Origin of the sequence: Stutzerimonas sp. Brlt_14 (genome assembly GCF_051948915.1) — a bacterium.
Classification (GTDB): domain Bacteria; phylum Pseudomonadota; class Gammaproteobacteria; order Pseudomonadales; family Pseudomonadaceae; genus Stutzerimonas; species Stutzerimonas stutzeri.
In genome coordinates this window covers 246,432-265,503 of sequence record NZ_JAYJLM010000007.1, presented here as the reverse complement: position 1 = coordinate 265,503, position 19,072 = coordinate 246,432, and the positions used below count along the sequence as shown (strand labels likewise).

Below are 19,072 nucleotides of genomic sequence, written 5' to 3'. Positions count from 1 at the left end.
CGCAGGCGTCGGGAGCGGTTTTCGGTTACTGCGGTTTCGGTGTGTCGGCGGTGCTCGCCGGAAGAACCGGGTAGGCTACCTGAGGCTGATCGCCGGTCACGCTGCGCAGGAAGGCGGTGATGGCGCTGACCTCGTCCTGATTGAGCTGACGGCCCAGCTGGCTGTCGCCCATGATGGCCACCGCCTGCTCCAGTTCCCAGACCTCGCCGCTGTGGAAGTACGGCGGCGTCAGGGCGACGTTGCGCAGCGGCGCGGCGCGGAAGACGTATTCGTCGCTGGCGGTATTGGTCACCGTGAAGCGGCCCTTGTCGCCGGCCGGCAGCACTTCGGCACCCGGCTTCTTGACGACGCCGAACGGGAAGTAGCCCTGGCCGCCGAGGTTCACGCCGTTGTGGCAGGCGGAACAGCCCGCGTCCATGAACAGCGCGAGGCCTTGCTTCTGCTTGTCATCCAGGGCCTTGTCCTCGCCCTTGAGGAAGCGGTCGAACGGTGAGTTCGGCGTGGTGAGGCTGACTTCGAAGGCTTCCAGCGCATAGGCCATGTTGTCGAAGCTGACCGGGTCCTTGTCTTTCGGGAAGGCCTTCTTGAACTCGGCGGCGTACTCCGGAATGCTCTTGAGCGTGGCGACGACGCGTTCGGGCGTGCTGTTCATTTCCACGCTCGCCTGGACCGGGCCCTTGGCCTGTTCCTGGAGATCCTTGGCGCGGCCATCCCAGAACTGGGCGGCGTTGAACACGGCATTCAGCACGGTGGGCGAGTTGCGCGGGCCTTTCTGCCAGCCATGGCCGATGGACGTCGGCACGTTGTCGCTGCCGCCGATGCTCAGGTTGTGACAGGTGTTGCAGCTGATCACATGGCTGCTGGACAGGCGCGGGTCGAACCACAGCTTGTGCCCGAGCATGGCCTGATCTTCGCTGACCTTCTGGCCACGCACCTCGGTGACCTTGTCCGGAATCGGCTTGAAGATGGCATTGGCGCGTTCGCGAAGATCGTCAGCGCTCGCGGCGCCGGTGACCAATAGGCTGCTAAGCAAAAGGGGAAGAGAAGGGCGCATCACGGAAGCTCCTTTTTGTGTTGGCTGGCTTTAGGAAGCGCTTTTCCGTCAAGCGACCGTTTGATCTGCATCAAGCCCTGGGGCGGTGTCCGCTGCGGCCAAATGTATCCATTACAGCCGCCGCTCGGGTTTTATCGCCGAAACCGGACCGTCGCCCGCTGGATGCCCGGGCCGGCTGCCAGCCTTGCGGCGCGCCCGAGGCAACGCCAGAATGACGCCATCAATCGTGGCCGCATGCGCCACTCCAGCAAGGATTCCCGATGCCTGAAACTGTCGCTGCCGGCTTGCGCCTGGCACCCGATGCGCTGACCCGTCCCTTCGAGCCCAGCCAATTCAACTTCAAGACTACCGCCGAGCTTGAGCCCTTTCTCGGCGTGCTCGGTCAGGAGCGCGCCGTCGAGGCGCTGCAATTCGGCGTTGCCATGCCGCGACCCGGTTACAACGTCTATGTGATGGGCGAGCCGGGCACCGGGCGTTTCTCTTTCGTACGGCGTTACCTGAAGGCCGAAGGCAAGCGACTGCAGACGCCGTCGGACTGGGTCTACGTCAACAACTTCGACGAGCCCCGTGAGCCGCGGGTGCTCGAGTTGCCCCATGGTGGCGCGGCGGGGTTCATCGCCGACATCAACCAGCTGATCGACAACCTGCTGGCGACCTTTCCGGCGGTGTTCGAGCATCCGAGTTTCCAGCAGAAGAAGAGCGCCATCGACCGCGCCTTCAACCAGCGCTACGACAAGGCGCTGGACGTCATCGAGAAGCTTGCGCTCGAGAAGGAAATCGCCCTCTACCGCGACAGCACCAATATCGCCTTCACTCCGATGAAGGACGGCAAGGCGCTGGACGAGACCGAATTCGCTCAGCTGCCGGAAGCCGAGCGCGAGCGTTACCACGAAGATATTTCCGCGCTGGAAGTGCGGCTGAACGAAGAGCTGGCCAGCCTCCCGCAGTGGAAGCGCGAGTCCACCAACCAGTTGCGCCAGCTCAATGACGAGACCATCAGTCAGGCACTGCAGCCGCTGCTGGCGCCCCTTTCGGAAAAGTATGCCGAGAACGCCGGCATCGAGGCTTATCTGCAGGCGGTGCAGGTCAACCTGCTGAAGACCGTGGTCGAGCAGCTGGTCGACGAGAACCGCCCGGAGGCACAGAACCGCGTGCTGCTCGAGGAGCAGTACAGCCCGAGCCTGGTGGTCGGCCACCCGGTCGATGGCGGCGCGCCGGTGGTGTTCGAGCCGCACCCGACCTTCGACAACCTGTTCGGCCGTATCGAATACGGCACCGACCAGGGCGCGCTTTATACCAGCTACCGCCAGCTGCGCCCCGGCGCCCTGCATCGCGCCAATGGCGGCTTTCTCATGCTGGAGGCCGAGAAGCTGCTCAGCGAGCCCTTCGTCTGGGAGGCGCTCAAGCGCGCCCTGCAATCGCGCAAGCTGAAGATGGAGTCGCCGTTGGCCGAGCTGGGTCGCCTGGCCACGGTGACGCTGACGCCACAGGTCATCCCGCTGAACGTCAAGGTGATCATCATCGGCTCGCGCCAGCTCTATTACACGCTGCAGGACCTGGATCCGGACTTCCAGGAGATGTTCCGCGTGCTGGTGGACTTCGACGAGGACATCCCGCTGGCCGAGGACAGCCTCGAGCAGTTCGCCCAGCTGATGAAAACCCGCACATCGGAAGAGGGCATGGCCCCTCTCACTTCGGCAGCGGTGGCGCGCCTGGCAACCTACAGCGCACGTCTGGCCGAGCATCAGGGGCGGTTGTCGGCGCGCATTGGCGACCTGTTCCAGCTGGTCAGCGAGGCCGACTTCATTCGCCAGCTGGCCAAGGACGAGGTGACGGACGTCGGCCATATCGAGCGTGCACTGAAGGCCAAGGCCACGCGCACGGGCCGCGTTTCGGCGCGGATTCTCGAGGACATCCTCGCCGGCGTGATCCTGATCGACAGTGAGGGTGCGGCGATCGGCAAGTGCAACGGCCTGACCGTGCTGGAAGTCGGTGATTCGGCATTCGGTATGCCGGCACGCATCTCCGCCACCGTCTATCCGGGTGGTTCAGGCATCGTCGACATCGAACGTGAGGTCAACCTCGGCCAGCCGATCCACTCCAAGGGAGTGATGATCCTCACTGGCTACCTGGGCAGCCGCTACGCCCAGGAGTTTCCCCTGGAGATTTCCGCGAGCATCGCGCTGGAACAGTCCTACGGTTACGTCGACGGCGACAGCGCCTCGCTGGGCGAGTGCTGTGCGCTGATCTCGGCGCTGTCGCGCACACCGCTCAAGCAGTGCTTCGCCATCACCGGCTCGATCAACCAGTTCGGTGAAGTGCAGGCGGTCGGCGGGGTCAACGAGAAGATCGAAGGCTTCTTCCGCCTCTGCGAGGCACGCGGCCTGACCGGCGAGCAGGGGGTGATCATCCCGTTCGCCAACGTCACCACCCTCATGCTCGATGAGCGCGTGCTGGAGGCCGTACGCCAGCAACGCTTCCACGTCTATGCTGTAAGACAGGTGGATGAGGCGTTGTCGCTGCTGGTGGGCGAGGATGTGGGCGCGGCCAATGAGCAGGGCCACTTTCCCAAGGGCAGCGTGAACGCCAGGGTAGTCGAACGGCTGCGCGACATCGCCGAGATCGAACTGGAAGAGGAAGGCAAGGGCGAGACGGCGGTGGCGCAGGAGCAAGAGGCTGCCAAATCCGAAGGGAGCAGCTGAACGTCGCCATTGTGCGGTTTTTGAACGGAACGATAGGGCGCGCGGCGGGTCTGCAGTGGAGAAGGGCATGCACCCTTCATTCACAGGATTATCCACAGCTTCAGGGGATAAACAGGCTCTCGCGCTACATCCGTGCAGGATGTTCCCGCGTCAGCCCGACGCGAGGATTGCCGTCATGCCGCACAACCTTTGTCTCAACCGCCAGTGCCTGGGCCTGGTTACCCGTATCGAATGCGTTATCCGCCCCCTCGCTGGCGGCAATGGCCTATGGACGCTGCTCTGCGCCGCTGGGCTGGCCGATGGTCAGCCCACCGCGATCAAGGTTCAGGGGCCCTTCCACGGGCCGGCCATGGCTGAGTCGGTGCTGCAGGCCATCGCCGACAATCTCGTCGGGCAGGGCTACCGAGAATCGGACGATCCCTCCATCTGGCAGCTGCACATGCAGGCCGAGCTGCGGCGGGTCAACGCCAACCAGGGGCGCTTCCTCAGCGGCTGGGAATGATCGTCACAGCGTCATCGATGTGCGGCCTTCTGGCGCTGACCTGCCGGTGACGGCCCGGTTCTGTCCTGGCGTCACGATGACCCTTTGCCCGCCTTGGTCCGCTCGACCCTGCTGCGTATACTCGCGCCTCGTTCAATTACCGCTGTGAGACCTCATGGAACGCATTCTCGAGAACGCCATGTATGCCGCTCGCTGGCTGCTGGCGCCCATCTATTTCGGTCTGGCATTTGCGCTGCTGGCCTTGGCGATCAAGTTCTTTCAGGAGATCTTCCATATCCTGCCGATGATCCTCTCCATCAGCGAGGCGGATCTGGTGCTGACCCTGCTGTCGCTGATCGACATGGCGCTGGTCGGTGGGCTGCTGGTGATGGTGATGATCTCCGGCTACGAGAATTTCGTTTCGCAACTGGACGTGGACGAGGGCAAGGAAAAGCTCGACTGGCTCGGCAAGATGGATTCCAGCTCGCTGAAGCTCAAGGTCGCCGCCTCCATCGTGGCGATTTCCTCTATCCACCTGCTGCGTATGTTCATGGACGTACAGCAGATCGATAGCGAAAAGCTGATGTGGTACGTGATCATCCACCTCACCTTCGTGGTGTCGGCCTTTGCCATGGGTTACATGGACAAGATCACCAAGCACTGACACCTCACCTGTGGCAGTCATCGGAAAAGCTGTACAGAATTATTGTTTTGTTCAATATTCTGTATCGTTATTTCCTGAGTACTTGCCATGAACCTGAGCGACCTCGCCCGGCATGCCAATGCGGGGCGTATCGATGCCCTCGAGCTGATTTCCCTTGAGGGCGGCATCTATATCCTCGACATCTATCTGCAAGGCCAGCGACACGCGCTGGTCGACGAGCGCGGCAGCGTTTGCCATCTGCGCTCGGTCGAGCACGCGCGCGACCTGTTGCGCGACGTTCCCGAGCTGCCGTTCCATCTGGTGCAGCAGTCCCCTTATGACGAGATGTGCGGCCTGGCGGATGGCGTTCGCGGGCCGCTGCGCGTACCCATCGGCATGCGTTCGCAGTGGTGAGGCTCGCCAGGGCGTGTGCTGAAGGCGCTTCGCTGTGAGCGTAGCGGCGCTGCGGCTGGTGCTGGGGGACCAGCTGAGCTTCGAGCTGTCCGCCCTCGAAGGTCTTGATGTGGCGCGTGACCGGGTGCTGCTCGCGGAAGTGGCGGAGGAGGCAGGTCACGTTCCGCATCATCCGCAGAAGATCGCCTTCATATTCAGCGCCATGCGCCACTTTGCCGAGGCACTGCGCCTGCGCGGCGTGGCGGTGGACTATGTACGGCTCGACGATCCGGCCAACAGTGGCTCGCTGGCCGGCGAGCTGCTCCGTTTCGCGACGCTGCATCGGCCGCGATCGATTCATGTCACCGAGGCCGGCGACTGGCGCGTCGAGCAGACGCTCAACGGTTGCGGCCTGCCAATCACCTGGCATGCCGATCGGCGTTTCATCTGCTCGCGCAGCGAGTTCGCGCGTTGGGCTCAGGGCAAATCGCAGTTGCGCATGGAGTTCTTCTACCGCGAGATGCGGCGTCGAACCGGCTTGCTGCTGAATCCGGATGGCTCACCGGAGGGTGGTGTCTGGAATCTCGACGCCGACAATCGCAAGGCGCTGCCGCGCGGGTTACATGGCCCGATCAGGCTGTCCTTTACGGCCGATGACATTACCCGTGAAGTGCTGACACTGGTGAGCTCACGCTTCGCCCATCACTACGGCGGCCTGGATGGCTTCGATTACCCGGTGACCCACGCCGAGGCCGAGCGGCTCTGGTTGAATTTCCTCGATTTCGGGCTGGCGGCCTTCGGCGACTATCAGGACGCCATGGCCAGCGGAGAGCCTTTCCTCTTTCATGCCCGCATCGGCGCGCTCAACGTCGGACTGCTCGACCTGCGGCGACTGTGCGCCGATGTCGAGGCGGCCTATCGAAAGGGGCACGTGGCGCTGAACGCGGCCGAGGGCTTCATTCGTCAGCTGATCGGCTGGCGCGAGTACGTGCGCGGCATCTACTGGCTGCAGATGCCCGACTATGCGCGGCGCAACGCTTTCGGCAACGACCGGCCACTGCCGGAGTTCTACTGGACCGGCCGCACGCGGATGAACTGCATGCGCCAGGTAATCGGGCAGACGCTCGAACTCGCTTATGCGCATCATATTCAGCGGCTGATGGTGACGGGCAACTTCGCCCTGCTCGCGGGTATCGCGCCGCCGGCGCTGTGCGACTGGTACCTGGCCGTGTACATGGATGCCTTCGAGTGGGTGGAGCTGCCCAACGTGCTGGGCATGGTGCTGCACGCCGACGGTGGTTACCTGGGGTCCAAGCCTTACTGCGCGAGCGGCCAGTACATCAAGCGGATGTCCGATTACTGCCAGGGTTGCTCATACAGCGTGGCCGAGAGCACGACGGAGAATGCCTGTCCGTTCAACGCGCTGTACTGGCATTTCCTGATGCGCCACCGTGAGCCGCTGCAGGGCAATCCACGAATGACCATGGTCTATCGCAACTTGACCCGCATGGACGAGGCCAGGCAGCAAGCGCTCTGGCAGCGTGGCGAGGCGCTGCTGGCACGGCTGGATGCTGGGGATTCCTTGTGAGAAGGAAGGCCGACCTGCCATCGAAGGTTTGTGCCCGCTGCGGCCTGCCGTTCACCTGGCGCAGGAAGTGGGCGCGCTGCTGGGATGAAGTGCGTTACTGCTCGCAGCGCTGCCGGGGCAGGTGAGCCACGCTGCGACGACTCCGGCTGTTCGGCTGTGCTAGTCTGGCCGACCTTTTTTACCTGACCGGAGCCCGGCATGACCGAACTCAATCTCTCCACCGACGAAACCCGCGTCAGCTACGGCATTGGCCGTCAGTTGGGTGATCAGCTGCGTGACAACCCGCCGCCGGGTGTCAGCCTCGACGCGGTGATCGCCGGTATTCGCGACGCGTTCGCCGGTGCTGCCAGCCAGGTCAGCCCCGAGGCGCTGAATGCCAGTTTCGCGGTGATCCGCCAGCGCATGCAGGTCGAAGCTCAGCAGAAGGCCGAGGCCGCCGCTGCCGAAGGCCGTGCCTTCCTCGCCGAGAACGCCAAGCGCGACGGCGTGGTGGTGCTGGAATCCGGTCTGCAGTATGAAGTGCTGTCCGCAGGCGACGGGGCCAAGCCGACCCGCGAAGACAGCGTGCGGACCCACTACCACGGCACCCTGATCGACGGTAGCGTGTTTGACAGCTCCTACCAGCGCGGCCAGCCGGCCGAGTTCCCGGTCGGAGGCGTCATCGCCGGCTGGACCGAGGCGCTGCAGCTGATGAATGCCGGTAGCAAATGGCGCCTCTATGTGCCGAGCGAACTGGCCTATGGTGCGCAGGGCGTCGGTAGCATCCCGCCGCACAGTACGCTGGTGTTCGACGTCGAACTGCTGGACGTGCTCTGACGCGGTTGCGCTCGACGGTCTCTCGGCAGCTGTCGCGCAATGCGCGGCGGCGCTGGCCACGGGACGCACGTGTTCCCACCTCGGTGCGTGCGTTCAGGCCTCGATCGGCTCAGGGGCGCAACGCCAGGGCATAGCTGAACAGAAACAGATTGCGGATCTGCTCCTTGAGCACGCAGGGCTCGTTCGTGCTGAGCTCCTGCAGGTCGAGATCGCCCTGCTCGCGCAGCTCCTCCAGCGCCTCTCCTTCCAGTGAAACGCACACCGCGCCGGTGTTGCGGTCGAGTATCCGCAGGTAGGGTTGCGGCCGGTCCAGCCAGGCATCGATCAGATAGGTCATGCGGCACCTCCCATTCAGTTTGTTAATGAGAATAATTGTTATTTGCAAATATGCAAGCGCAATTATTCACCGCTCATGCGAGCGGAGGGAGGGGCTTGATAGGAGGGCGAGCTGCGCGCTTGGCGCAGCGTCAAGAAGGGTGATCAGTGCGTGCGGGCTACCGCGAAGCGGCAAAGCTGGACCAGTGCGTCGCGATACTGATTGGCCGGAATGACTTCGAGGCAGGCGATGGCGCGTTCGGCATAGTCGCGGGCGAGCTTGGCGGTGTAGTCCAGGGCGCCGGACGCCTCGACTGCGCTGCGGATGCTCTCCAGATCTTCCAGTCCGCCTTTCTGGATGGCCTTGCGCACCAGGGCAGCCTGTTCGGCGGAGCCTTCGCGCATCGTGTAGATCAGCGGTAGCGTGGGTTTGCCTTCGGCGAGGTCATCGCCAACGTTCTTGCCGAGGGTTTCGGCATCGCCCTGGTAGTCGAGCAGATCATCCACCAGCTGGAACGCGATGCCGAGGTGGTCGCCGAAGGTACGCAGCGCCTCGCGCTGCTGCTCGCTGGCGCCGGCCAGGGTGGCGGCACTGTGCGTCGAGGCCTCGAAGAGCATCGCGGTCTTGCCACGGATGACTTCCATGTAGATCTCTTCGGTGGTGCTGGCGTCGCGAACCTTCGACAACTGCAGCACTTCGCCTTCGGCGATGACCCGGGTCGCTTGGGAAATGATGCGCATGACGGGCATCGAATCCAGCTCGACCATCATCTCGAACGAGCGCGCATATAGAAAGTCGCCAACCAGCACGCTGGGCGCGTTGCCCCATAGCGCATTGGCGGTGGAGCGGCCACGACGCATGCCGGACATATCGACGACGTCGTCATGCAGCAGCGTGGAGGTGTGGAGGAATTCGATGATGGCGGCGAGCAGGCGCAATTGCTCGCCCTGATGGCCCAGCGCGCTGCCGCTCAGCAGCACCAGCAGCGGGCGCAAGCGTTTGCCGCCGGCCGAAGTGATGTAATCCCCGATCTTTTCCACCAGAGGAACGCGCGAAGTCAGCTGCTTGCGGATGATGCCGTCGACAGCGGCAAAATCGTCCGCCACAACTTGATAGAAAGGCTGGGGTTGCATCGGGGACTCCTCGCAGATTGCGCGGCATGCTAGGGGGCGGGTCTGGCACTGTCAAGGCAACGCCCTTTGGCTATTGCGCGGGGTGTGGCGCATGCGTACAATCGCGGACCCTGAACTTCCCCCTGGGCATTTCCCTGCCTTACGCAATTGCACGGGCGTCACCTTCCGGCCCCATGCAGCCATGCCAGCCACTAATCATTCTTTCAAAGCGCTGGGTGAGCAGGATCAACGGAGATACAAGATGTACGCAGTTATCGTAACCGGCGGCAAGCAATACAAGGTTGCCGAAGGCGAATACCTCAAGATTGAAAAACTCGAAGTTCCGACTGGCGAAGCTGTCACCTTTGACCGCGTTCTGCTGATCGGCAACGGCGACGATGTGAAGATCGGCGCTCCGGTGGTCGATGGTGCCAAAGTCACCGCTGAAGTGGTTGCCCAGGGCCGCCACGACAAAGTGACCATCATCAAGTTCCGCCGTCGTAAGCACCACATGAAGCGTCAGGGCCACCGTCAGTGGTTCACTGAGGTCAAAATCACCGGTATTCAGGGCTAATCGGGCCTGAATCCCCATATAGGAGTATTGAACTCATGGCACACAAAAAAGCTGGCGGTTCTACCCGCAACGGTCGCGACTCAGAAGCCAAACGACTTGGCGTGAAGATGTACGGCGGCCAGGCCATCAAGGCCGGCAACATCATCGTGCGTCAGCGCGGCACCCAGTTCCACGCAGGTTATGGCGTTGGCATGGGCAAGGACCACACCCTCTTCGCCAAGGTCGAAGGCGTGGTCAAGTTCGAAGTGAAGGGCGCTTTTGGCCGTCGCTACGTGAGCGTCGTCGCAGCCTAACTGCGGCGTTGCTGGAAAAGCCCTGTCATGCGACGGGGCTTTTTTGTTTCTGTATCCTGTGAGGCTCTTGCCGAGAACCGCTTGGCGATCGTCCGGTTTTTCGCAAGGTCCTTACGTTCTTGTTTCTTAAGCCCGTCCTGCGACGGGAGGCGTTCCCATGAAATTCGTCGATGAAGTATCGATTTTTGTAAAGGCCGGCGACGGCGGTAACGGCATGATGAGCTTCCGTCGCGAGAAGTTCATCGAAAAGGGTGGCCCCAACGGCGGTGATGGTGGTGACGGCGGCTCGGTGTATCTCGAGGCTGACGAGAACCTCAATACGCTGGTGGACTATCGCTATACCCGGCGCTTCCAAGCGCAGAACGGGCAGAAGGGCGGCAGCACCGATTGCACTGGCGCCAAAGGCGAAGACCTTATCCTGCCGGTGCCGGTTGGTACCACCATCATCGATGCGGCTACCCAGGAGATCATGGGCGATCTCACCAAGCCGGGGCAGCGCCTGCTGGTGGCTCAAGGCGGCTGGCATGGGCTGGGCAATACGCGCTTCAAGTCCAGCACCAATCGGGCACCAAGGCAGACCACGCCGGGCAAGCCGGGTGATGCTCGTGACCTCAAGCTGGAATTGAAGGTCCTCGCTGATGTTGGTCTGCTGGGCCTGCCGAATGCCGGCAAGAGTACCTTTATTCGTTCGGTGTCGGCGGCCAAGCCGAAGGTTGCCGATTATCCGTTTACTACGCTGGTGCCGAATCTGGGCGTGGTCAGCGTTGGGCGCTACAAGAGCTTCGTGATCGCCGATATCCCGGGGCTGATCGAGGGTGCCTCGGAAGGTGCCGGGCTCGGCATTCGCTTCCTCAAGCACTTGGCGCGTACTCGTCTGCTGCTGCATCTGGTCGATATGGCTCCGCTGGACGGCAGTGACCCTGCCGATGCCGCTGAGGTGATCCTGCACGAGCTGGAGAAGTTCAGTCCGGCGCTGACGCAGCGTGATCGCTGGCTGGTGCTGAACAAGGCCGATCAGCTGCTTGAAGAGGAGCGCGAAGAGCGCGTCCGGCACGTGGTCGAGCGGCTGGACTGGAAAGGACCGGTGTTCGTCATCTCCGCGCTGGAGAGCGAGGGTACCGAGGCGCTCAGTCAGGCGATCATGCGTTACCTGGACGAGCGCGCCGTGCGTATCGCCGAGGAGCCAGAGTATGCCGAGGCGCTTGCCGAGCTGGATCGGCAGATCGAGGACGAGGCGCGGGCTCGGCTGCAGGAGCTCGATGATCAGCGGGCGCTGCGTCGTGCTGGCGTCAAGTCGGTCGAGGAGGCGGATGATGACGACTTCGACGACGATGACGACGAGGGTGGTGCCGAGATCATCTACGTGCGCTAAGTCGAGCCCCGGGCCGCTGCGCGGCCTGGTCAGGCGAGTGGTCGGTGGGCTGCCTCGTGCGCAGTCCGATCCGGAAGTGTTTTGGCCGTATAGAAGGCGGGAACGATGCGGGACAAGGTGAGCGGTGCGCGGCGCTGGGTGGTCAAGATCGGCAGTGCGCTGCTGACCGCCGACGGCCGCGGGCTCGATCAGGCTGCGATGGCGGTCTGGGTCGATCAGATGGTGGCCTTGCGCGAGGCAGGTGTGGAGCTTGTGCTGGTGTCGTCGGGTGCGGTTGCTGCGGGCATGAGTCGTCTTGGTTGGAGCTCTCGACCGAAGGCTGTGCATGAGTTGCAGGCGGCCGCCGCTGTCGGACAGATGGGCTTGATTCGCGCCTGGGAATCCAGCTTCGCTCGCTGCGATCAGCAGACGGCGCAAATTCTCGTCACCCACGACGATCTCTCGGACCGCAAGCGCTATCTCAATGCGCGCAGCACGCTGCGTACGCTCATCGATCTCGGTGTGGTGCCGGTCATCAACGAGAACGACACGGTGGTCACTGACGAAATCCGCTTTGGCGACAACGACACGCTTGCTGCACTGGTCGCCAACCTGGTCGAGGCCGATCTGCTGGTCATCCTGACCGACCGGGACGGCATGTTCGACGCCGATCCTCGTTTCAATCCTCAAGCCAATCTCATCAGTGAGGCGCGCGCCGACGATCCTGCGTTGGATGCAGTGGCTGGCGGCACGGGAGGGGCGCTTGGGCGTGGCGGTATGCAGACCAAGTTGCGCGCGGCTCGTCTGGCGGCGCGTTCTGGTGCGCATACGGTGATCGTCGGTGGGCGCATCGAGCGGGTGCTGGCGCGCCTCAAGGTGGGTGAGCGTCTGGGGACGCTGCTGGCGCCGGAGTGCAGTCGACATGCGGCGCGCAAGCAGTGGCTTGCTGGGCACCTGCAGACTCGTGGAACGCTGACGCTGGATGACGGTGCGGTGCATGCCTTGCGCCAGGGCAATCGCAGTCTGCTACCTGTTGGTGTGCGCGCAGTGCAGGGGGCATTCCGTCGTGGTGAGATGGTTGTCTGTGTGGGGCCGCAAGGTTTGGAGGTTGCGCGCGGTCTGGTGAACTACAGTGCGGCCGAGGCGCAGCGCATTCTCGGGCGGCCATCAGACGAGATCGAGAAGCTGCTCGGTTATGTCGATGAGCCGGAGCTTATCCATCGCGACAACATGATTTTGGTCTGAGGTGATGATGCGTCTTGCCGTTCTGACATTGGCCCTTGGGCTCACGATTCCGCAGTTCGCGCTTGCCGAGCGGATCGGCGAGGTGGATACCGTATTCAAGTGGCTTGGGCCGAATCATCGGATAGTCGTCGAGGCATTCGATGATCCCTTGGTTGATGGCGTGACATGCTATCTCTCTCGTGGAAAGACCGGCGGCATAAAGGGTGGTTTGGGTCTCGCAGAAGATCGGGCTGAGGCGTCCATCGCCTGTCGGCAGGTTGGGCCTATTCGCATTAACGCTAAGCTCAAGGATGGTGATGTGGTCTTCAAGGAGCGCACTTCGCTGGTCTTCAAGACGATGCAGGTTGTGCGCTTCTTCGATGAGTCGCGCAATACTCTTGTCTATCTCGTCTACAGCGATCGTGTCATCGAAGGTAGCCCGCAAAATGCGGTTACGGCCATTCCGATTCTGCCCTGGCCAATAGCGCCATAACCTGAGTCTTTCCCGTCATCGTGGTGACGGGTAAAAGCGGGGCATAAAAAAACCGGCGCTAGGCCGGTTTTTTTCAAGAACCTGCAGTTAGGCTGCAGCAGCTTCGCCGAGGGCCTTGATGTGGCCGTTCAGGCGGCTCTTGTGACGAGCGGCTTTGTTCTTGTGGATGATGCCTTTGTCAGCCATGCGGTCAATGACCGGCACAGCAGCAGTGTAGGCTGTGCGAGCCTTGTCCAGGTCTTTGGCGTCAATGGCCTTGACCACATTCTTGATGTAGGTACGAACCATGGAGCGCAAGCTGGCATTGTGGCTGCGACGCTTCTCAGCCTGAATTGCGCGTTTTTTGGCGGAAGGGCTGTTGGCCACCGTCGAACTCCTCGAAAACTTGGGGGATTGCAAAGCAAATAAGGCCGCGAATCATGCCGACGCGAAGGTCGCTTGTCAAGCCTGGTCGAATGGCTTGAGAAGCTGGTCGGACAGAAGGGGTGCGGCTAAACTCGCCGCCTCTTTTCGTGTCGTAACTGGCCATCGATCCGGCCGGCGCCAGGCGCTCGGTCGATCAATCTCGCTGCAATTCTAGGAAGACAAATGTCCGAAAAAACCGGCAAGGGCGGATTGTTGCGTTCCAGCGCTGTGGTCAGTGTCATGACCCTGCTGTCGCGCGTGCTGGGTATGGTACGCGATATGGTCGTCGCCAGCTACTTTGGTTCTGGAGCTGCCGCTGACGCCTTCTTCATTGCGTTCAAGATTCCCAACTTCTTACGCCGGCTGTTTGCCGAGGGGGCTTTTGCCCAGGCCTTCGTGCCGGTGCTGTCGGAATATCGCACCAAGCGCACGCTGGCCGACGTCAAGCAGTTGGTGGATCGCACCGCCGGCATGCTCGGACTTATCCTTGCCGGTCTGACCGCGCTGGGCGTGCTGTTCGCGCCCTATGTGGTGATGGTCTTCGCGCCAGGCTTTCACGACGATCCGGCGAAGATGCAGCTTGCCGGCGAGTTGCTGCGCATCACCTTTCCCTACCTGATGTTGATCTCGCTGACGGCATTCACCTCCGGCGTGCTCAACAGCTATGGGCATTTTGCGGTGCCCGGCTTCACGCCAGTGCTGCTCAATGTCTGCATGATCGCTTCGGCGGTGTTTCTTACGCCCTATTTCGATCAGCCAATCATGGCGCTGGCCTGGGGGGTGTTCATCGCGGGCTTCGCCCAGTTGGCCTTCCAGCTACCGTACGTTGCCAAGCTCGGCCTGTTGCCCCGGCCAAGGGTCAAATGGGGTGATGAGGGGGTGCGTCGTATCATGCTGCTCATGGTGCCAGCGTTGTTTGGGGTTTCTGTCAGTCAGATCAATCTGCTGCTCGATACGGTGCTCGCGTCCTTCCTGCAAACCGGCAGCGTCTCCTGGTTGTACTACGCCGACCGCCTGTCCGAGTTGCCGTTGGGGGCGTTCGGTATCGCGATTGGTACGGTGATCCTGCCGAGCCTGTCGCGTCAGCACGCCGGCGAAGACCCGAAGGCGTTCTCGGCGACGGTTGATTGGGGGTTGCGCATGGTGCTGCTGGTCGGTGTTCCTGCTGCGCTGGCGCTGGGTATCCTCGCCGAGCCTATGATTGCCAGCCTGTTTTACTACGGCGCCATGAGTGAGGAAGCAGTGGTTCAGTCGGCACGGGCCCTGCAGGCTTACTCGCTGGGCGTGCTGGCGTTCATGCTGATCAAGGTGCTGGCGCCGGGCTTCTTCGCGCGTCAGGACCTCAAGACTCCGGTGCGCGTCGCGGTCATTTGCATGGTCGCAAATATGGTGATGAACCTGATTCTGATCTGGCCGTTGCAGCACGTGGGATTAGCATTGGCTACATCGTTATCCTCGATGCTCAACGCGGTGCTGTTGTTCTGGGGCTTGTACAAGGTCGGGGTCTATCGCCCGGCGCCTGGCTGGTGGCAGTTCGGATTGCGCCTGGCGGCTGCCTGCGCGGCAATGGTGGCGGTGGTCTGGTGGCTCAATGTGCCGGCACAAGAGTGGTTTGCCTGGGGTTGGCAGCAGCGAGCGCTGCGGTTGGGGATTCTCGTTTGCGCAGGGTTGGCGGCATTTGCCGGTGGGCTGCTGCTGACGGGACTGCGGCCGCGGCATTTGCGGCATTGATCGACGATTCACGGGCGGCGCAAACCTGTCCGGGATGCTCGGCACATGCGTATAATCGGCCACTTTTCAAGCAAGAAGTGCGGTATGCAGCTGGTTCGAGGCCTTCACAATCTGCGACCCCGGCATCGGGGTTGCGTCGCCACCATCGGCAATTTCGACGGCGTGCACCGGGGGCATCAGGCCATCCTGGCGCGGCTGCGCGAGCGTGCGGCCGAATTGGGGCTGCCCAGTTGTGTGGTGATCTTCGAGCCGCAACCGCGTGAGTTCTTTTCGCCGGACAAGGCGCCGGCACGGCTCACCCGGTTGCGTGAAAAGCTGCAGCTCCTGAGCGAGCAGGGGGTCGATCTGGTGCTGTGTCTGGCGTTCAATCGCCGCCTGCGTGAGCTGAGTGCCGCCGAGTTCGTCCATGCCACGCTGGTGGAAGGGCTGGGAGTGCAGCACCTGGAGGTGGGTGACGATTTCCGTTTCGGTTGCGACCGCGCCGGCGATTTCGATTTCCTGCTCAAGGCCGGCGCGGCCGAAGGCTTCTCGGTTGAGGCCGCGACCACCATTGAGGTGGATGGCGAGCGGGTCAGCAGTACGCGGCTGCGCCAGGTGCTGGCAGAGGGTGATCTGGCCTGCGCCGAGGCGCTGCTCGGCAGGCCGTTCGGTATCACCGGTCGGGTCATGCATGGGCAAAAGCTAGGTCGCCAGCTCGGCGCACCGACTGCCAATGTGCAGCTCAAGCGTCGCAATACGCCGCTAAGTGGCGTGTTCCTGGTCAGTCTCGAATTGGATGGAAAATCGCTTGCCGGTGTCGCCAACATCGGCATGCGGCCCACGGTCGAGAGTGACGGTAAACCACATCTGGAAGTGCATCTGCTCGATTATCAGGGCGACCTGTACGGCCGTCTGGTGCAGGTGACCTTTCATCGCAAGCTGCGCGACGAGCAGCGCTTTGCCTCGCTGGAGGCGCTCAAGACGGCGATTGATGCCGACATCGCCGCTGCCCGTGATTACTGGCGGGCTTCACCCCTTATGACGAGTCAGGACTGAAATGACCGATTACAAAGCGACCCTCAATCTGCCGTCCACGGCATTTCCGATGAAGGCCGGTCTGCCACAGCGCGAGCCGGAGATTCTGCAGCGCTGGAACAGCATTGACCTGTACCGGAAGCTGCGGCAGATCGGCGAAGGTCGCCCGAAGTTCGTCCTGCACGATGGCCCGCCGTATGCCAACGGCAATATTCACATTGGTCACGCGGTAAACAAGGTGATCAAGGACATGATCGTCCGCTCGCGCACCCTGGCCGGCTTCGACGCGCCTTATGTGCCGGGTTGGGATTGCCACGGTCTGCCGATCGAGCACAAGGTCGAGACCACCTTCGGCAAGAACCAGCCGGCCGATCTGACCCGCGAGCGCTGCCGTGCCTATGCCGCCGAACAGATCGAAGGGCAGAAGGCCGACTTTATCCGTCTCGGCGTGCTGGGTGACTGGGACAACCCGTACAAGACCATGGACTTCGCCAACGAAGCCGGCGAGATCCGCGCCTTGGCCAAGCTGGTCGAAGGCGGCTTCGTCTTCAAGGGCCTGAAGCCGGTGAACTGGTGCTTCGACTGCGGTTCGGCGCTGGCCGAAGCGGAAGTCGAGTATCAGGACAAGAAATCCGATGCCATCGACGTCGCGTTCGCGGTCGAGGATGCCGACAGGCTGGCTGCTGCGTTCGGTCTGCCCAATTTGGCCAAGCCTGCCAGCATCGTGATCTGGACCACCACGCCCTGGACCATTCCGGCCAACCAGGCGCTGAACGTGCATCCCGAGTTCGTCTATGCGCTGGTCGACACCGGCGAGCGTCTGCTGGTGCTGGCCGAAGAACTGGTCGAGTCCTGTCTGCAGCGCTATGGCCTGGCCGGTGAAATCATTGCCCGTTGCGAGGGCAAGGCGCTGGAGCTGATCCGCTTCCGCCATCCGTTCTACGAGCGCTTTGCCCCGGTCTACCTGGCCGACTATGTGGAAACCGGCGCTGGCACCGGTATCGTCCATTCGGCGCCCGCATACGGCGAGGACGACTTCCGCTCCTGCAAGCACTACGGGATGGAGAATGACGACATTCTCGGCCCGGTGCAGAGCAACGGCGTCTATGTCTCGGATCTGCCGTTCTTTGGCGGCCAGTTCATCTGGAAGGCTAATCCGGCGATCGTCGAAAAGCTCGCCGAGGTGGGTGCGCTGCTCAAGCACGAGTCGATCCAGCACAGCTACATGCATTGCTGGCGGCACAAGACACCGCTGATCTACCGCGCCACGGCACAGTGGTTCGTCGGCATGGACAAGGTTGCCCATGACGGCAGTTCGCTGCGTCGTCGTGCACTGGACGCCATCGAGCAGACCGAGTTCGTCCCGGCCTGGGGGCAGGCGCGTTTGCACGGCATGATCGCTGGGCGTCCTGACTGGTGCATCTCGCGCCAGCGCAACTGGGGCGTGCCGATCCCGTTCTTTCTGCACAAGGAAAGCGGCGAGCTGCACCCACGCACCGTCGAGCTCATGGAACAGGTCGCCCAGCGCGTCGAGCGCGAGGGCATCGAAGCCTGGTTCAAACTCGACCCGGTCGATCTGCTTGGCGACGAGGCGGCGCAATACGAGAAGACCAACGACACCCTCGATGTCTGGTTCGACTCCGGTACCACCCACTGGCACGTGATGCGCGGCTCGCATCCCATGGGCCACGAGCAGGGGCCGCGTGCCGATCTCTATCTGGAAGGCTCCGACCAGCATCGCGGCTGGTTCCATTCCTCGCTGCTGACCGGCGCCGCCATCGATGGCCACGCGCCGTACCGCGGCTTGCTCACCCATGGCTTCACCGTGGATGAGAACGGCCGCAAGATGTCCAAGTCCCTCGGCAACGTGATCGCTCCACAGGAAATCACCGACAGTATGGGCGCCGATATCCTGCGTCTGTGGGTTTCGGCCACCGACTATTCCGGCGAGATGGCGGTTTCCAAGCAGATCCTGCAGCGCAGCGCCGATGCCTACCGGCGTATCCGCAACACCGCGCGCTTCCTGCTCTCGAATCTCGACGGCTTCGACCCGGCGCAGCACATGGCGCCGAACGATCAGCTGATCGCGCTGGACCGCTGGGCCATCGACCGTGCGCTGTTGCTGCAGCGCGAGATCGAAGAGGCCTACACGACCTACAAGTTCTGGAATGTCTATCAGAAAGTGCACAACTTCTGCGTGCAGGAGCTGGGCGGCTTCTATCTGGATATCATCAAGGACCGTCAGTACACCACGGGCGCCGACAGTCTACCGCGGCGTTCCTGCCAGACTGCGCTGTACCACATCGCTGAGGCACTGGTGCGCTGGATCGCGCCGATCCTGGCATTCACCGCCGAAGAGATCTGGCAGTACCTGCCGGGCGAGCGCAACGAGTCAGTGATGCTCAATACCTGGTACGAAGGGCTTGCCGAACTGCCGGAAGGCTTCGAGCTGGGCCGCCCGTTCTGGGACAAGGTCATGGCGGTCAAGGCGGCGGTGAACAAGGAGCTGGAAAACCAGCGCAACGCCAAGGCCATCGGCGGTAACCTGCAGGCCGAAGTCACCCTGTATGCCGAGGAGTCGCTGGCCGGCGAGCTGGCTCGTCTTGGTAGTGAACTGCGCTTCGTTCTGATCACTTCGGCGGTAGACATCGCACCATTGGCGCAGGCGCCCGCCGAGGCCGTGGACAGCGAGTTGGCTGGTCTCAAATTGCTGGTCCGCAAGACCGAGCACAGCAAGTGCGGCCGCTGCTGGCACCATTTGCCCGACGTGGGCAGCCATGCCGAACACCCGGAAATCTGTGGACGCTGCGTGGAAAACATCGAAGGCGCCGGTGAGGTCCGTCACTATGCGTGAGTCCGTGCATCCGATCGTAGGCTGGGCT

The 19,072-nt window shown here is 62.5% G+C and carries 19 protein-coding genes; 15 read left to right on the top strand and 4 right to left on the bottom strand.

Features of this window, described 5'->3' with window-relative positions; all coding sequences use genetic code 11:
* Nucleotides 1–25: 25 nt before the first annotated feature.
* The gene (locus VF716_RS18370) at nt 26–1,054 is read right to left on the bottom strand and encodes a cytochrome-c peroxidase (RefSeq protein ID WP_014595899.1); all 1,029 of its coding nucleotides are present in this window, start codon (nt 1,052–1,054) and stop codon (nt 26–28) included.
* Nucleotides 1,055–1,314: 260 nt separating this feature from the next.
* Between VF716_RS18370 and VF716_RS18365 the strand changes: the two genes are divergently transcribed.
* The 7 genes from VF716_RS18365 (at nt 1,315) to VF716_RS18335 (ending at nt 7,677) form a co-directional block, all read left to right on the top strand.
* The gene (locus VF716_RS18365; RefSeq protein WP_256045614.1) at nt 1,315–3,756 is read left to right on the top strand and encodes a Lon protease family protein; all 2,442 of its coding nucleotides are present in this window, start codon (nt 1,315–1,317) and stop codon (nt 3,754–3,756) included.
* Between the two features lie 175 nt (nt 3,757–3,931).
* A complete protein-coding gene (locus VF716_RS18360) occupies nt 3,932–4,258 on the top strand; it encodes a PA4575 family protein (protein ID WP_013981858.1) in 327 nt (108 codons plus the stop codon).
* Between the two features lie 154 nt (nt 4,259–4,412).
* Complete coding sequence (locus tag VF716_RS18355; RefSeq protein ID WP_011912140.1) at nt 4,413–4,901, top strand: TIGR00645 family protein; 489 nt, start codon at nt 4,413–4,415, stop codon at nt 4,899–4,901.
* Between the two features lie 87 nt (nt 4,902–4,988).
* On the top strand, nt 4,989–5,294 hold the full coding sequence (locus VF716_RS18350) for a DUF6482 family protein (RefSeq protein WP_440552841.1): 306 nt from the start codon (nt 4,989–4,991) through the stop codon (nt 5,292–5,294).
* A gap of 34 nt (nt 5,295–5,328) precedes the next feature.
* Nucleotides 5,329–6,861: a cryptochrome/photolyase family protein gene (locus VF716_RS18345; RefSeq protein WP_440552840.1), complete on the top strand. Its 1,533-nt coding sequence runs from the start codon at nt 5,329–5,331 to the stop codon at nt 6,859–6,861.
* Complete coding sequence (locus VF716_RS18340; protein ID WP_020306566.1) at nt 6,858–6,986, top strand: DUF2256 domain-containing protein; 129 nt, start codon at nt 6,858–6,860, stop codon at nt 6,984–6,986. The genes VF716_RS18345 and VF716_RS18340 overlap by 4 nt, the downstream gene beginning before the upstream one ends.
* A 73-nt stretch (nt 6,987–7,059) precedes the next feature.
* Nucleotides 7,060–7,677, top strand: a complete 618-nt coding sequence (locus VF716_RS18335) for an FKBP-type peptidyl-prolyl cis-trans isomerase (protein ID WP_013981861.1) — start codon at nt 7,060–7,062, stop codon at nt 7,675–7,677.
* A 109-nt stretch (nt 7,678–7,786) separates the two neighbouring features.
* On the opposite strand, the gene VF716_RS18330 is transcribed toward VF716_RS18335, so the two are convergent.
* Both VF716_RS18330 and VF716_RS18325 read right to left on the bottom strand, forming a co-directional pair.
* Complete coding sequence (locus tag VF716_RS18330; protein WP_053527279.1) at nt 7,787–8,014, bottom strand: PA4570 family protein; 228 nt, start codon at nt 8,012–8,014, stop codon at nt 7,787–7,789.
* 143 nt (nt 8,015–8,157) lie between these two features.
* Nucleotides 8,158–9,126: a polyprenyl synthetase family protein gene (locus VF716_RS18325; RefSeq protein ID WP_061374029.1), complete on the bottom strand. Its 969-nt coding sequence runs from the start codon at nt 9,124–9,126 to the stop codon at nt 8,158–8,160.
* A 241-nt stretch (nt 9,127–9,367) separates the two neighbouring features.
* Between VF716_RS18325 and rplU the strand changes: the two genes are divergently transcribed.
* The 5 genes from rplU (at nt 9,368) to VF716_RS18300 (ending at nt 13,040) form a co-directional block, all read left to right on the top strand.
* Entirely contained in the window at nt 9,368–9,679 is a 312-nt protein-coding gene (gene rplU, locus VF716_RS18320) for a 50S ribosomal protein L21 (RefSeq protein ID WP_013981863.1), read from the top strand.
* Between the two features lie 35 nt (nt 9,680–9,714).
* Nucleotides 9,715–9,972 (top strand): 50S ribosomal protein L27, encoded by a 258-nt coding sequence (gene rpmA, locus VF716_RS18315; protein ID WP_011912146.1) that lies wholly within the window; start codon nt 9,715–9,717, stop codon nt 9,970–9,972.
* Nucleotides 9,973–10,129: 157 nt separating this feature from the next.
* Nucleotides 10,130–11,344, top strand: a complete 1,215-nt coding sequence (cgtA, locus tag VF716_RS18310) for an Obg family GTPase CgtA (protein ID WP_440552839.1) — start codon at nt 10,130–10,132, stop codon at nt 11,342–11,344.
* Nucleotides 11,345–11,449: 105 nt separating this feature from the next.
* Complete coding sequence (proB, locus tag VF716_RS18305; protein ID WP_102820552.1) at nt 11,450–12,568, top strand: glutamate 5-kinase; 1,119 nt, start codon at nt 11,450–11,452, stop codon at nt 12,566–12,568.
* Between the two features lie 7 nt (nt 12,569–12,575).
* Entirely contained in the window at nt 12,576–13,040 is a 465-nt protein-coding gene (locus VF716_RS18300) for a CreA family protein (RefSeq protein ID WP_440552838.1), read from the top strand.
* A gap of 87 nt (nt 13,041–13,127) precedes the next feature.
* Here the strand turns inward: VF716_RS18300 and rpsT are convergent, their stop codons facing one another.
* Nucleotides 13,128–13,406 carry a 30S ribosomal protein S20 gene (gene rpsT / locus VF716_RS18295; protein WP_003281567.1) on the bottom strand — a complete coding sequence of 93 codons (279 nt, stop codon included), beginning with the start codon at nt 13,404–13,406 and terminating at the stop codon, nt 13,128–13,130.
* Nucleotides 13,407–13,628: 222 nt separating this feature from the next.
* Between rpsT and murJ the strand changes: the two genes are divergently transcribed.
* The 3 genes from murJ to ileS all read left to right on the top strand — a co-directional run bounded on the left by murJ (nt 13,629) and on the right by ileS (nt 19,044).
* Complete coding sequence (gene murJ, locus VF716_RS18290) at nt 13,629–15,176, top strand: murein biosynthesis integral membrane protein MurJ (protein ID WP_440552837.1); 1,548 nt, start codon at nt 13,629–13,631, stop codon at nt 15,174–15,176.
* An 84-nt stretch (nt 15,177–15,260) separates the two neighbouring features.
* Entirely contained in the window at nt 15,261–16,211 is a 951-nt protein-coding gene (gene ribF / locus VF716_RS18285; protein WP_003281562.1) for a bifunctional riboflavin kinase/FAD synthetase, read from the top strand.
* Between the two features lies 1 nt (nt 16,212).
* On the top strand, nt 16,213–19,044 hold the full coding sequence (ileS, locus tag VF716_RS18280) for an isoleucine--tRNA ligase (RefSeq protein WP_440552836.1): 2,832 nt from the start codon (nt 16,213–16,215) through the stop codon (nt 19,042–19,044).
* The last annotated feature ends 28 nt before the right edge of the window (nt 19,045–19,072 follow it).

Coding starts and splice junctions, on each gene's coding strand:
- proB (WP_102820552.1), top strand. CDS start 11,450: ATGCGGGACAAGGTGAGCGGTGCGCGGCGCTGGGTGGTCAAGATCGGC.
- VF716_RS18330 (WP_053527279.1), bottom strand. CDS start 8,014: ATGACCTATCTGATCGATGCCTGGCTGGACCGGCCGCAACCCTACCTG.
- rplU (WP_013981863.1), top strand. CDS start 9,368: ATGTACGCAGTTATCGTAACCGGCGGCAAGCAATACAAGGTTGCCGAA.
- cgtA (WP_440552839.1), top strand. CDS start 10,130: ATGAAATTCGTCGATGAAGTATCGATTTTTGTAAAGGCCGGCGACGGC.
- VF716_RS18300 (WP_440552838.1), top strand. CDS start 12,576: ATGCGTCTTGCCGTTCTGACATTGGCCCTTGGGCTCACGATTCCGCAG.
- rpmA (WP_011912146.1), top strand. CDS start 9,715: ATGGCACACAAAAAAGCTGGCGGTTCTACCCGCAACGGTCGCGACTCA.
- VF716_RS18335 (WP_013981861.1), top strand. CDS start 7,060: ATGACCGAACTCAATCTCTCCACCGACGAAACCCGCGTCAGCTACGGC.
- VF716_RS18370 (WP_014595899.1), bottom strand. CDS start 1,054: ATGCGCCCTTCTCTTCCCCTTTTGCTTAGCAGCCTATTGGTCACCGGC.
- VF716_RS18360 (WP_013981858.1), top strand. CDS start 3,932: ATGCCGCACAACCTTTGTCTCAACCGCCAGTGCCTGGGCCTGGTTACC.
- murJ (WP_440552837.1), top strand. CDS start 13,629: ATGTCCGAAAAAACCGGCAAGGGCGGATTGTTGCGTTCCAGCGCTGTG.
- VF716_RS18325 (WP_061374029.1), bottom strand. CDS start 9,126: ATGCAACCCCAGCCTTTCTATCAAGTTGTGGCGGACGATTTTGCCGCT.
- ribF (WP_003281562.1), top strand. CDS start 15,261: ATGCAGCTGGTTCGAGGCCTTCACAATCTGCGACCCCGGCATCGGGGT.
- VF716_RS18350 (WP_440552841.1), top strand. CDS start 4,989: ATGAACCTGAGCGACCTCGCCCGGCATGCCAATGCGGGGCGTATCGAT.
- VF716_RS18355 (WP_011912140.1), top strand. CDS start 4,413: ATGGAACGCATTCTCGAGAACGCCATGTATGCCGCTCGCTGGCTGCTG.
- VF716_RS18365 (WP_256045614.1), top strand. CDS start 1,315: ATGCCTGAAACTGTCGCTGCCGGCTTGCGCCTGGCACCCGATGCGCTG.
- ileS (WP_440552836.1), top strand. CDS start 16,213: ATGACCGATTACAAAGCGACCCTCAATCTGCCGTCCACGGCATTTCCG.